We start from the raw sequence: 13,897 nt of genomic DNA, 5'->3' as shown, positions 1-13,897 counted from the left end.
TGCTCCCCGGTGAGGAAGCAGCCCCGAATATTATGTAATTTATGCCTGAACCCTTACACTTCTGCGATGAGAAGTGTTTTGGGGTCCAGTTTTAGCTGGAGGTCTTCCGAGATAATTGCTTTATGATCTTTCACCAGGTTTAAAATCATATAGTTCTTTTCTGCTCTAAGGGTCAGAACCACCGAAAGATCATCAAGATCCTTGATAAGATTCTTAGGAACGCCACGGCTATCCAGATAATCCTCACCCTCGGGATAGGAGTCACTGAACCAGAGTTCAATGTCTTCCTTTACGGCAAAAGCCTTAAACGTTTTAATGTCTTCGGCGGATCCCAATGTAAAATCATATCCATCAATGATAATCGCATCTGTGCCGATCTGGCCATTATCCATCATGGCTTTGACACTGGCCAAAACCTGGGTTACGGGAATCCCTTTCTGGCTGAAATTCATGATGACTCTATTCTGAATGATTTCATCATGAATAGTCATCGCGCTTTCCAGATCTCTCTTTTTAGAGATTTCTTTAAATATATCTTCATACCAGCTTACGATATGATCTACTTTGTTGGCGTAGGACACATGTATAACATGCTTGTTCTGCATCAGCTTGTCTGTGGCGATGTGAACAAGACAGGCAGTCTTTCCAATACCCTTTTTTGAGGCAATGACTGCTATATTTCCTTTACCGAGTCCCCCGTGTACAGCCTTTTCAAGACTTCTGAGGGGACTTTTTTTAGTCAGTTCTGCTTTTACCATCTCTTCACTCCCTATTTCTGCTGTGCTTTCTTTTCGTCTTCGTACTTTTTGATCAAGTCATCGGTCACACTGGAAGGAACACGGCCATATTTGGCAAATTCCATGGTGAACTCAGCCTTACCCTGAGTAGAGGAACGAAGCACGGTGGAGTAACCAAACATTTCACTCAAAGGAACTTCAGCTTCAACAACACTGTAATTTCCTTCATCACTTGAGGCTACAATCATACCGCGTCTCTGGTTGAGTGTACTAAAAATATTACCTTGAAATTCTGTAGGTCCTTCAACGGTAACTTTCATGATTGGTTCAAGAATAACAGGCTTGGCTTTCTTATAGGCTTCTCGGAATGCACCGAGAGCAGCAGTCTGGAAGGCCTGGTCTGAGGAGTCAACAGCATGATACTGGCCATCAACAATAGACATTTTGACACCGACAACGGGTGCTCCAATGAGTGATCCTTTATGCATGGCCATCTGAAAACCTTTGTCACAGGATGGAATATATTCTGTAGGAATAGAGCCACCCTTGATCTTATTCTCAAACTCATAATCTTTCTCATTTTCAGCATCCAGAGGTTCCATCATACCGGCAACACGGGCATACTGACCGGAACCACCGGTCTGTTTCTTATGGGTATAGTTGAAGTCGGCTGATCGAGAAATAGCTTCTCTATAGGCAACCTGGGGAGCACCGGTAATGACTTCTGCCTGATACTCTCTCTTCATTCTTTCAATATACACTTCAAGGTGAAGCTCACCCATTCCAGACACAATCGTTTCGTTTGATTCTGGATCCACATGAGTTCTAAACGTGGGGTCTTCCTTGGTAAATCTGTTGAGAGCCTTAGCCATCTTGTCGGAGGCAGACTTATCAACAGGTTTGATAGAAAGAGAAATAACCGCGTCGGGTACAAACATGGATGTCATGGATAAATTCATGCTGGGGTCACAGAAGGTATCACCCGAGGCACATTCAATACCAAAAAGGGCAACAATGTCTCCTGCAGGTGCTTCGACAATATCTTCCATATTGTTGGAATGCATTCTTACCAGACGACCGACTTTAAACTTTCTGCCGTTTCTGGCATTCATCATTTCCGATCCTTTCTTGACCATTCCCTGATAAACACGAATATAGGTCAGCTGACCATACTGTCCGTCTTCCAGCTTGAAAGCCAGAGCGATCGGGGGTTTGGAACGATCGGAAGGAATGATGACTTCATTTTCATTATCATCCAGATCCAAAGCCTTATTGACAACATCGGGAGGAGAAGGCAGGTAGCGGAGAATCGCATCCATCATTTCCTGAACACCCTTGTTTTTATATGCAGAACCCAGGTATACGGGTACCAGTTCCTGAGCAATAACGGCTTTTCTAACTGTTTCGTGAAGCAAATCTTCAGGGATCTCGGTTTCTTCCATCATCAGTTCCATGACTTCTTCACTGAACATGGAAACCGTATCCAGCATCATTTCACGTCTTTCGTCGGCTTCAGCCTGTAATGCCGAGGGGATTTCTTCAATTCTAACCATCTCACCATCATGACCATCAAAATAGATGGCTTTCATTCTGATAAGGTCAATGACACCTTCCAGATTTTCTTCGAGTCCGATAGGAACCTGCATCATCACAGAATTGAGGTTCAGTTTTTCTTTCAGCTGATCACAAACTTTGTAAGGATTAGCACCTGTTCTGTCACTCTTGTTGACAAATGCAATACGGGGCACTCCATATCTTTTCAGCTGGCGGTCAACAGTAATGGACTGTGACTGAACACCACCTACAGAACAGAGGACCAGTACGGCTCCGTCCAATACACGAAGGGCACGCTCTACTTCAATTGTGAAGTCAACGTGACCGGGAGTATCGATAATATTAATATCATGATCTTTCCAGGTTACGGCGGTTGCTGCCGACGCAATGGTGATCCCTCTTTCTCGTTCCAGCTCCATGGAGTCCATTGTGGCTCCAACCCCATCTTTACCTCTAACTTCGTGAATGGCATGAATTTTCTGACAGAAGAACAGAATTCGTTCTGTCAGTGTTGTTTTACCTGAGTCGATGTGGGCGCTGATTCCGATATTACGCATTTTCGTGATATCTGCACTCATAGAAACACTAACCTCTCTAGGTATTTAAAATTGCCGGGTAGGCAGGGTGGATTGGAAAGGGCTGGCCGATAGAGCCGCCGATCTCCGTCATCCCGGCAAACGTCCGGATTGTTCAAAGCATTAATTGTATCGGAATTATATAGACTTGCCCTTCTTTCATCAATACCTTAAATGCCGGGAAAATCAGAGCTTGTAGTGATTTAGGATTTTTATATCCTCTAATCATTCAGGGAAAGTCTTTTCCGGAAGAATCAGGCATAACTGTCCCCGGTCAGATACAGAGAAAGAGCCTCACGAATGCAATTTGCCAGCCGTTCTTCCGCCCGGGGTAGAATCTTATCATCCGGAGTCTCCTGCTTCCCCCTCACAGCAATGACCGAGGCCACCATGGCCGCCTTCAATCCGAAGACCGAGGCGATGGTGAGCAGAGTGGATGACTCCATTTCATAGTTGAGAACCTTCAAATGCTTCCACTCCTCAAGGCTGCCCTGAAATCTGCGGGGAACTTAGGAAGTGAAAGTGTCATAACGTTCCTGCCCCGGATAAAATGTATCACTGGAGGCACTAATCCCCTTGTGATGGGGAATATCCAGATTTGAAGCCGCCTGCAGAAGAGACAGGGTCAGATCAAAGTCTGCAACCGCGGGATATTCAATGGGTGCATAATGAGTAGAGGCACCATCGAGTCTGACTGAGGCGGTTGTCACGATGAGATCTCCCTGCTTGATCCTGTCCTGTATGGCTCCGGTTGTCCCGATCCTGTAAAATGATGTAATGCCCAGGTTCGCCAGTTCCTCCATACATATGGAAACCGAAGGCCCACCGATTCCCGTGGAGCAAACCAGAACCTTGTGATCCGAAAGATCTGCAAGCCAGGAGGTGTATTCCCTGTTAGATACAAGAAAAACAGCATCCGGATCTATCATGCGGGCCGTTTTTTCGACTCGCCCCGGATCGCCGGGCAACACGGCTGTGACCGCTCCTGAGAGCATGGCCCTACTCAGTCTGACATGATATAAAACTTTGTCCTCTGTCCACTTTTTTTTCATTATGCGCTCCTATTTCCTCATCATATGAGACTATTTAAGTCCCGGTGGGTAACAGCTCAGGACCGGAGGTTGTCAAGATTCCACTGGAGTCTTGTTGATCAATGGCTCAGGGCCAAAAGGCCTGTCTATGACTAATTGTAAGATCCCAGGGTAGGCCTGTCCAGAAAAGTATTAATCTTATTCTCCAGCCGGGCTTATTTATCGACAGAAAGGACTGTAACTATCCCTCTTTGAATGAACTTTTCTTGACAAATAAGAGTTATAAAGAACATAATCCATTACTATGATATCAATCATGCCACTCCTTATCCCTTTTATTATAATAATTGTAGCCCTCTTTATAATCGTTTCTGTTGTGACCGGAAAAGATAAGAAAGATCTTTCAGGCAATCAGATCCATGACCGGAACTCCATACTGAAGGAAGCGAATAAAAGACTGGCAAGTAATCCCAAAGACAGTCAAGCTCTGACAGCATTGGCGGATCTTCATTTTGCCGAACAAAATTATCCCCAGGCCATGAAAACCTACGGCATCCTCATGGATCTTTGTGCCACAAATTCCAGGTTGGATGAACACAGGATCAACCTCAATTTTGGACTATCCGCCATGAAAGCCAAGGTCTGGACGGAAGCCTATAAAAGCTTGACCATTGCCAGAACAAAAGAACCTGAAAATTTTGATATCAATGCGTCCATGGGAGTCCTGGAATACAGACGAAAAAACTATGAAAAATCTGTAGCCTACCTGATGCAGGCCTTGAAATCCGTCAGCAATGATCATGAGAGCCTGCGTTATTGCGGACTCAGCCTCTACAAGCTGCGCAGATTCAAGGAAGCCTCGACCTATCTACGCAGCGCAGCCACGGGTCATCCCGACGACAAGGAAGCCCTTTTCTCTCTTGCCCGGTCCCTCTTTGAAATAGCACAGATGGATCAGGCCCTCAAAATTTTCAGCCATTTACGGGCAGATCCTGATTGGGGACCGAAATCTGCCCTCTATAGCGGTACAGTGAATAAGCAGAAGAGAGAATATGACAAGGCCATTATGGATTTTGAAATCGGACTGAAGCACAAAGAGATTGCAGAAGACGTCCTTCTGGAGCTTAAATATAGACTGGCAGACTGCTACAACCAGACATCCGAACTGGATAAGGCCCTGGAGCAGTTGAACGATTTGTATGGCATCAATCCAAAATACAAGGATGTTGAAGTTCAAAGAAAAAAGATCAAGGAGCTGACGGGCAACAGAAACCTGCAGACCTACCTTATTGCTCCCATATCGGAGTTCATAACACTCTGCCGCCAGCTGACACTGATACTCTTTCCCAAAACAAGAATCAAGGTCATGGATATTTCCGTTCATAAAAATGAATATGTAGATATCCTGGCTGAGGTGAAAGCCCGAAAATGGGAGGACCTGATTGTCTTCCGTTTTTATAGAGATGAAGGAAAAATCGGAGATTTCTCTGTGAGGGAACTCTATGCCCGTGTGAAAGAAGTTCATGCAGGGCGCGGTTTCTGCCTCACTGCCGGAGTCTTTTCAGAGGAAGCTCAGCAGTTTGTGGAAGCCCGGCTCATAGACCTACTGCCCAAAGAAAACCTGATGAAACTCCTGAACAAACTGAAAATAAGCAGCCAGCCTAGTGCAAATGCATTATAACAAGATGCCGTTCTTCCTCCAGGAAGGGAACATTAACGGGGAGGGTTGTAATCTCTCTCTCCGGATCTTCATCCAGGGCATTCAGCTCTTCTAGAATCTGAGCCTTCCTGCCCTTGTAGGCGAGAACAGTTCCTTTTTGTTCGCAAAGTATCTTTTTCAAATGCTTGATCAGTTTATTCTCAAAGGGAGAAAATCCTCTGAAGGTGACAAGTTCATATCGTTCTGTCAAATTTTCCATAGATTCTTCCATCACAGAAACATTGTTCAGTCCCAGTGTCAGAATAATATTCCTTAAGAAACCGGTCCTCTTTCCCGAACGTTCCACAAGATGAAAGCGGATCTTCGGCAGCATGATGGCCAGGGGGATACCGGGCAAACCTGCTCCGGAGCCAATATCGGCAACGACAGCGGGTCCCAGACCCTGCATGGTTTTCACTCCGGACAGGGAGTCTAGAATATGGCGGATTATCAGATCATCACCTTCGGCATTCACAAGTCCATAACGTGGATTCCAGAGTTCAAGCTCTTTAATATAACGGTCTATAAGAGCCACTTTTCCTGCATCCGGCTCCAGACCCATCCGGGCCAGACCATTTTCCAGAATTCCAATTAATTCTACTTGTTCAGGTATTTACCCTTTCTGCTTAACAAAACCGTCAGGACGGCGATATCCGATGAACGGACACCTGAGATTCTAGAAGCCTGACCGACTGAGCGGGGCTGGATTTTTTTTAATTTTTCCCGGGATTCTTTTGAGATTCCCTCTATAGCCTCATAATCAAATCCCTCGGGGATCAGCATGTATTCCATCTTCTTAAACCGTACAATCTGCCTCTCCTGACGGGCCACATAGCCTTCGTATTTCACATCCAGCTCCGAATGTTGAAGCCAGGGAAGAGAATAATTGTTTAGATCAGGCTGATATCCGGTCAGGCTCTCCATGGTAACAGCCGGATCCTTAAGAGTCATATAGAGGCTTTTCCCAACATGAGGCATCAATACAGCATTATCTTCTGTCCAGTGAACACTGACTCTTTTCTGCCTGAGGAGTTCCTTGATCTCTTCTATTCCGTCTCTCTTTTTATAAAACATCTCTCTCATCTGATCCGATGCCAGACCGATCTCTTCACAGTAGGGGAAAAGCCGCATATCCGCATCATCATGCCGGAGAGAGAGACGGTACTCCGCCCGGGATGTAAACATCCTGTAGGGTTCTTCCGTTCCCATGGTGACCAGGTCATCGATGAGAACACCCGTATAGGCTTCGGCCCGGGTCAGGACCAGAGGGTCCTTGCCCTGCATCTTCCGGGCAGCATTGATGCCTGCCATCAGACCCTGACAGGCGGCTTCTTCATATCCCGAAGTGCCATTGGTCTGACCTGCAACATACAGACCGCGGTGCCTTTTACTCTCCAGGGAGGAAAAAAGCTGTGTGGGATCCATATAATCATATTCCACAGCATAACCAGGTCTCATGACCTGCACATTCTCGAGTCCCGGTAAGGTCCGCAGGAATGATTCCTGAACCAGTTCGGGCAGGGAAGAAGAGATACCGTTGAGGTACATTTCCTGGGTATCCAAACCTTCTGGTTCGACAAAGATCTGATGCCGCTCCCTGTCAGGAAAACGTTTGACCTTGTCTTCGATGGAGGGGCAGTACCGAGGGCCTGTTCCGACGATTTCACCCGAGAAGAGAGGTGATAAATGAAAGTTATCACGGATGATCTGATGGGTCTTTTCGTTGGTATAGGTGATATGGCAGGGAACCTGAGGCCGCTCTGATTTTTCCCTGAAGAAGGAGAAGGCCTGCATGGTGGGGTCTCCCCCTTGTTCATCCATCTTTGAAAAATCGAGGCTCAGCTTATTGACCCTGGCAGGAGTACCCGTCTTAAGACGCCCCAGGGTATAGCCTCTGTTTCGCAGAGAACTCCCCAGACCAATGGCGGCAGGCTCTCCCAGACGACCAGAAGACTGGGAAAAATCACCAATGAAGATCTTCCCGCCCATAAAGGTACCCGTGGTCATGACGACAGTCCGGGATGTGAATCTCCGGCCTCTTTCGGTGACAACACCCTGACAGATGCGGTCATCCGTATCTGTGATGATATCGACGACAGTATCCTGAAAAATATGCAGGTTTTTCTGGAATTCCAGAGTCTGCTTTGCAAGACGGGAATACTGATTTTTGTCGGCCTGAGCCCGGGGAGCCTGAACGGCAGGACCACGGCTTCGGTTGAGGATGCGGAACTGAATCATCGACGCATCGATAAGACGGGCCATCTCACCACCCAGGGCATCCACTTCACGAACAATATTACCCTTTGACAAACCGCCGATGGCAGGGTTGCAGGAGAGCCGGCCGATAGCATCCAGGCTTTGAGTAATAAGGAGTGTAGAGAAATCAAGGCGGGCAAGGGCCAGAGAAGCTTCAATACCGGCATGTCCGCCGCCGATGACGATTGCATCAAATTCCATTGAATCTATAAGTCCTTAAGCCGGATTACTTACCGACACAAAAGTTGGAGAACATCCTTTCCAGAATATCCGAAGAGGAAACCTCTCCTGTGATCTCTCCCAAAGCCTGCAGAACATCATGCAGATCCATGGCCAGGACATCCACAGGCAGGCCATTATGAATAGCCTCCTCTACTTTTACAACCCCGGCAAAGGCCCTTTCAAGAAGTTCTTTTTGTCTAAGTGAATCAACGACAGCCTCGGCGCCGATCTGAGATGTATCAGCAAAAATCTGAAGCCTCAGGGCATCCTCAAGCTCGGTGAAACCCTGGCCTGTAACGGCGCTGACAGGAATTGCTCCCGCGGGAGCCCTGTTTTGACTGAGATCTGCCTTATTCCAGACAACAACCCGTTTGCCTTTACCCTCCGGATGAGATTGGGCCAGCATCTCTTCTTCTTCTTCAGATAAGTCGATGCTGCCGTCGAGAACATAAATCAGAATATGGGCATTTTCCATGACCTCCCGGGTTCTTCGGATGCCTTCTTCTTCGACAGAATCCTCGAATTTCCGCAGACCCGCTGTATCATACAACCTCACAGGGATGCCCCCCAGAGAAATCCAGGATTCCAGATAGTCTCTGGTCGTTCCATGAACATCCGATACGATGGAGCGGTCTTCTTTCAGAAAGAGATTGAACAAACTGGATTTTCCAACATTGGTTCTACCCGCCAGAACAATGACCACACCTTCCTGATAGATTTTACCCACCCTGTAGGAATCAATGAGTTCTTTCAACCCATTCTTTATCTCCTCGATCTCTTTCAGAGGCAGGGGGGGAGATTCCACTTCATCATCGGGGTAATCCAGCTGAATGGCAAACAAGGCCGCCATACCGGTGGCACTATCTTTAAAATGATTGATGCGTTTTTCGAGAACTCCGGATAAGCGGTTCAGTGCCAGAGACTGGGCTTTCCCTGTTTTAGAACTGATAATTTCCTGCACAGCTTCGGCCCGGGTCAGATCCATCTTGCCATGAATAAAGGCACGAAAGGTGAATTCTCCCGGTGAGGCCTGTCTGAAGCCGGAGCGAAAGAGCAGGTTCAGAATCTTCTGTACCCCTGGAAGGCTGCCGTGACAATACAGCTCGACACTTTCCTGACCGGTATAACTGCCGGGAGCCCGGAAGGGAACGATCATGATTTCATCCAAGGATTCTCCCGATTGAGGATCCTTCAGGGTGGTGTAGAGCATTTTTCGAGATTCCTGATTGACAAGATCTGCCTTGATCAGGGGAGAGAGGACTTCAATACTTCCCTGCCCGGAAGTTCGAATGACAGCTATGGCACTTTCAGCCCAGGGTGTGGCCAGGGCAGCAATCCTGTCATCTGGATCGTAGTTTTCATGATTCATAAGAACAGTAGAATACCTTTTTAGGGTATCCTGTTCAATGAGACGGTTGACCTGATTGGATTATTCCAGGGAGCGCTTCACCTCTTCGGCAAAAGCTTTACCCAGTTCTTGAAATGAAGCCGAAACAGCCACAGTATTGCTGCGGCTTTCTACCGATTTATCCAGCTCAAGAGTGAGGAGAACTTCACCGCTGTCTACATCGACGACCTTGATGGAACCGGAGGTCTTCACTCTATAGGAATCATTTCTGGATTCAAAGTCCCGAATACCGACAATACCAAAGACAACCCGGGTATATTTACCTTTATAGAGGGCTCTCAGATCCCGGATAAATTCGTCTTCCGACTTTTTGGAGATTTCCCTGGGATTCAGATTCATAAGACTGGTGTTGTACCCGTCCTGGGAGAGTGTTTCCTGAAGACTGACAGAGGAATCTTCCTGATTCAGGGCAGACCCGGTACTATCAGTATGCAGGAGAACGATGCCCATGGAGACGGTTCTGGCTCCTGATGCCACATTTAGTTCATAGTTGATCGTTGATTCTTCAAGCCACTGACGAAGAGATGAGACATCCAGCCCTGCTTTCTCAAGGTTAAGAAGACCCGCATGAAAATCCCGGCTTCCCGGTTCAAACTGAACATCTGCCGTTCCGGAAAAGGGGATGAAAGGATGATAGAACTCCATGATTCCCGAGACATTACTGACTAGCCTCCGCTCAAATTCACCCTGAACCCCGTCCCTCTTTCTCCCCTGGTAACGAACCAGGAATTCAACATCGGCAATTCCCTGCTCATCATCTGTTGTGCAGAAAATATGAAAAGGATCAGAAATTTTCTGATTAGACAGGACACTGTTCGGTGAGTTCAGACTTCGAAGTTTGATTTTTCTCAGGAGCAGCCCAGCTCTATCAATATAGCCCTGAGAAAGATCATCAGCCAGAGGCTCTGAAAGAGACTTCACATGAAGGGCCGCTTTGATGAGTTCTTCCGCACTGGAATAGTACTTCATCTCTGATTCATAAAGCAAAGAGGCTGCCAGCAGAGCCTGAAGAATCTCATCATCCTCATAATAGGCCTGAACAATCCTATCATACAGCTCTTTACCGGCTGATTTTTTCAAATAAAGAGCCCCATAATAATACACCTTATCCAGGGAAATCCATTCCTGTTTCTGAACTGATAAAAAACCATCAATAGTGCTTTCATTTTCCTGAAGCACATTCCTGATGGCCTGCTTGAGTAGATCCTGATCCGCTTTTTCGGAATACAAAGACCCCCGGCCCGAATGCTCCATGATCCTAAGGTAAAGCTCTTCGACTGCAGCATCCAGAGTCGCTTCCTCCGAGGGAGATACCTCGGCAATTTTTATGAGAAAACCAGCATCATCTTCCGACTCTTCCAACTGGCTGTACCACTCGGGAACATGAGAATCAACCTTAACACGAGTGGCACAGGACGCCAGTAAAAGGAGGAGGAAATAAAGATATGTCTTAATCAATAGGGTGCTTTTCAATGGTGCTCTTCTAAAAATATATTATTTAATCCCGGAATAAGCGGATGGCCACGATGTCATCCAGAGCCTCGACTGACCCATCAACCGGGAGAATTTCAAAATTCAATAATTCCTGATAATCGTAAGGCCCGTTCATGCCGGCATCCAGAGAGGTACTGAGAAACAACCCACGGCTGTCATTGATAAAAGACAGAACAACACTTTCCGGGTTATCAGCTGCATCAATAGGGCCGGAGAGAGAGTACAAGCCAGTTCCCTCTGAGTCTTTCAGATTGAAAGTCCAGGAAGCATCACTCCCCTTAAGGGATTGTATTTCCAGAGTGGCCAACCCCTCTCCCAGTTCGGCATTGACTACAGAAATAGAGGACTCAGGTTTCTGTATCTTTTCATAAAGAAGAGTCATTTTTTCCGGGCCCGCCTCCAGAGCCGGAGTCTGAGGAATCGCCGGAGTCAAATCATTCTTGGATGAAATACCCAGAGTGTACCAGTTCATGGGAAAACCAGGTAACTTCTCATCACTTCCGATGACAGTTTGACCCTTAACAAGGGATGAAACAGGCAGACCTTCGTCCCGGATCAGGATAGCTCCATTGTTTTTCCAACTCAGGGACGCGATACCCTGTCCACCGACATATTGAACCTCAAGGGAGAGGACCTCTGAGGAAAGGATCCGATCCACAGGTAGGACAGAGTGAAACTGGCGGGAATAGGATCTGAACTCGCAGAGGAACTCCCTGGTATCTGCCAGGTACAGAACATTAAAATATGTATGTTCATCCCCCGTCCTGAAGATATTATAGACACCCTTCTCGGGTAGATATGAATAAGAAAAAGCCATGGTCATTAAGAAACTTACGGCCCGGCCCTCCGCATCAAGGGGAAGAGCGTACTGATTAAAAATGAGCCCGTCATTTTCTCCAAAGGATATGCCCGAATTGTTTCCAATGGTAAGGGGTGTGGGTGATCCAATAACCTGGGGAACATCATCCGGATTCATTCTATTACTCATGCCATCGTTGAAATCGATGAAGTACTGATAGGTTCTGTCCTCAAGAAGGGCCCAGGAAGTTCCATCTCCCTCTCCAGAGGTTACAAAAATGTCGGATCGCCTGAAAGTACCGCTGAGCTGAAACTCCTGGGGAGCCACGGGAAAGAGTTCTACCATGAGTGAATACACACCAGCCTGGTCAGGGACTGTAAATTGACAAGTCTGCCCGATATCAGAAAGAAAACCTTCCTGAATGAGATCGTCATCGATTGACCATCGCAACCAGGGGTCTGAGGCCATGGGATAAACCAGAACGACTCGCGCACTGATGATGTCTCCCGGTTTTATTCCCGGAGGATAGGTTTCAAGACTCCTGATATCATAAAGCCCGGATGCAATGAAAAAATAACGGGACTCTTCATGGAGCAGGATATCTCTGTCCAGAACCTCAAAACGGAGGTGGTATACTCCGTCTTCAATATCCGGGGGAAGATCCATGGGAAGGCCCTGCCCTTTCAGTAACTCCGGTTCAATCTCTATAAGGGCCACTTCCATTCCGGCTTCATCTTCAAGAATAACCCGAATCAGAGTAGACTGGCTCCCGACCTCGGTCAGAACAATGGTGACCGAACTGCCCGGCTCAAGGAGGGTACCATCCTCAAAGGATTCAAGACTGTAGGCTTCGGCTGAATTCAAAAGGACATTACTCTCCTGTGTACATGAAAGTACAATGAGAAGAAAGAGGAATGGTAAATAGCGCAAAATTTTTGTAAACACGTTTACCCTCTGACTATATTTTAACACAGAGTAGCTCTGAAAACACTGTTTCACGAAAGAACTTTTTTGGAATTCACCACTTTTTAGGCTTCGAGTCCCACATTTACAAGGGCAAGCACCACTTTTACGGCTTTGACCATAGAATTCAGTGGAATCCACTCCCTGACACTGTGAAAATTAAAGCCCCCTGCAAAGACATTGGGAGTGGGAACTCCCATGGCCGTCAGCTTGGAACCGTCTGTTCCTCCGCGGATGGGTTTTACAAGGGGAAGAACACCAGCCTTTTCATAGGCCTTAAGCATCATAGGTTCCAATTCCGTGTATTTATCCAGCTCCTGTTTCATATTTTGGTACTGCTGCTTTTCAGTCAGGGTGATTTTCCCGCCGGGAAAGGAGGCTTCAACGGCTCTGGCAAACTGCCTCACCGCCTCCAAACGCCTCCGGGCACCCTCTGCATTAAAATCCCGGATCATAACTGAGACCTTGGCCTTATCCAGAGTTCCTTCGATGGCATGAGGCCAGTAATTCCCATAACGTCCGTCTGTCGCCTCGGGACTCTCACTACGGGGCAAAAGGGATACAAACTGGGAGGCCATAGATACGGCATTGACCAGAGTTCCCCGGGCATAACCGGGATGAATCACATGACCCTGAAACTCCAGATCCACTCGCCAGGCATTGTAACATTCCAGCTCCAACTCTCCTTCACGTCCACCGTCCAGGGTGAAACAAAATCGGGACTTGAGATCTTTCACGGGAAACTTGTCCATTCCGCAGCCCGTCTCTTCATCGGGAGTAAAAATGATCTCCAGGGGACCATGCTTGACTTCCGGGTGAGAGAGAAGGATTTCCACTGCTGTCATGATCTCTGCAATTCCCGCCTTATCATCGGCTCCCAGCAGGGTTGTTCCGTCACTACTGATGATGGTATCCCCCACAAAGTCTTTCATATCGGGGATCAAATCAGGGTCAAGAGTCACAGCCCCACTCAGAGGAATGATAGAACCGTCCCAATTCGAATGCAATAGGGGTTTTACACCCTTCCCAGGGGCATCGCTGGCAGTATCCACATGAGCCATAAACCCGAGACAGGGAACATCTTTACCCTCTCCGGACTCCAAATTGGATGGGATAGTCCCGATAAGATATCCCAGTTTATTCAATGAGACATGAGGAA

Annotated in this window: 11 protein-coding genes; 1 reads left to right on the top strand and 10 read right to left on the bottom strand. The window is 47.2% G+C overall.

Annotated features, from left to right (window positions below; all coding sequences use genetic code 11):
• Positions 1 to 53: 53 nt before the first annotated feature.
• The 4 genes from PF479_RS18790 to PF479_RS18780 all read right to left on the bottom strand — a co-directional run bounded on the left by PF479_RS18790 (position 54) and on the right by PF479_RS18780 (position 3,918).
• The gene (locus PF479_RS18790) at positions 54 to 758 is read right to left on the bottom strand and encodes a hypothetical protein (protein WP_298010036.1); all 705 of its coding nucleotides are present in this window, start codon (positions 756 to 758) and stop codon (positions 54 to 56) included.
• 11 nt (positions 759 to 769) lie between these two features.
• Positions 770 to 2,869, bottom strand: coding sequence for an elongation factor G (fusA, locus tag PF479_RS18785; protein ID WP_298010033.1), 2,100 nt, complete (start codon positions 2,867 to 2,869; stop codon positions 770 to 772).
• A gap of 251 nt (positions 2,870 to 3,120) precedes the next feature.
• Positions 3,121 to 3,333, bottom strand: a complete 213-nt coding sequence (locus PF479_RS20875; protein ID WP_367277264.1) for a hypothetical protein — start codon at positions 3,331 to 3,333, stop codon at positions 3,121 to 3,123.
• A 42-nt stretch (positions 3,334 to 3,375) separates the two neighbouring features.
• Entirely contained in the window at positions 3,376 to 3,918 is a 543-nt protein-coding gene (locus tag PF479_RS18780; RefSeq protein ID WP_367277263.1) for a hypothetical protein, read from the bottom strand.
• Between the two features lie 295 nt (positions 3,919 to 4,213).
• Between PF479_RS18780 and PF479_RS18775 the strand changes: the two genes are divergently transcribed.
• Positions 4,214 to 5,578 carry a tetratricopeptide repeat protein gene (locus PF479_RS18775; protein WP_298010030.1) on the top strand — a complete coding sequence of 455 codons (1,365 nt, stop codon included), beginning with the start codon at positions 4,214 to 4,216 and terminating at the stop codon, positions 5,576 to 5,578.
• Here the strand turns inward: PF479_RS18775 and rsmG are convergent.
• From rsmG to pepT, 6 genes are all read right to left on the bottom strand, one after another.
• The gene (rsmG, locus tag PF479_RS18770; protein WP_298010027.1) at positions 5,559 to 6,158 is read right to left on the bottom strand and encodes a 16S rRNA (guanine(527)-N(7))-methyltransferase RsmG; all 600 of its coding nucleotides are present in this window, start codon (positions 6,156 to 6,158) and stop codon (positions 5,559 to 5,561) included. The genes PF479_RS18775 and rsmG overlap by 20 nt on opposite strands.
• Before the next feature lie 35 nt (positions 6,159 to 6,193).
• Positions 6,194 to 8,053, bottom strand: coding sequence for a tRNA uridine-5-carboxymethylaminomethyl(34) synthesis enzyme MnmG (mnmG, locus tag PF479_RS18765; protein WP_298010023.1), 1,860 nt, complete (start codon positions 8,051 to 8,053; stop codon positions 6,194 to 6,196).
• 25 nt (positions 8,054 to 8,078) lie between these two features.
• Complete coding sequence (gene mnmE / locus PF479_RS18760) at positions 8,079 to 9,443, bottom strand: tRNA uridine-5-carboxymethylaminomethyl(34) synthesis GTPase MnmE (protein WP_298010020.1); 1,365 nt, start codon at positions 9,441 to 9,443, stop codon at positions 8,079 to 8,081.
• Positions 9,444 to 9,503: 60 nt separating this feature from the next.
• The gene (locus PF479_RS18755) at positions 9,504 to 10,955 is read right to left on the bottom strand and encodes a hypothetical protein (RefSeq protein ID WP_298010017.1); all 1,452 of its coding nucleotides are present in this window, start codon (positions 10,953 to 10,955) and stop codon (positions 9,504 to 9,506) included.
• A 25-nt stretch (positions 10,956 to 10,980) separates the two neighbouring features.
• Positions 10,981 to 12,639 carry a hypothetical protein gene (locus PF479_RS18750; protein WP_298010014.1) on the bottom strand — a complete coding sequence of 553 codons (1,659 nt, stop codon included), beginning with the start codon at positions 12,637 to 12,639 and terminating at the stop codon, positions 10,981 to 10,983.
• Positions 12,640 to 12,803: 164 nt separating this feature from the next.
• On the bottom strand, positions 12,804 to 13,897 hold a 1,094-nt coding region (gene pepT, locus PF479_RS18745), incomplete at its 5' end, for a peptidase T (RefSeq protein WP_298010012.1).

The organism is Oceanispirochaeta sp., assembly GCF_027859075.1.
Classification (GTDB): Bacteria; Spirochaetota; Spirochaetia; order DSM-2461; family DSM-2461; genus Oceanispirochaeta.
The sequence above is the reverse complement of the archived record's forward strand: the minus strand, read 5'-3'. Positions and strand labels throughout refer to the sequence as shown.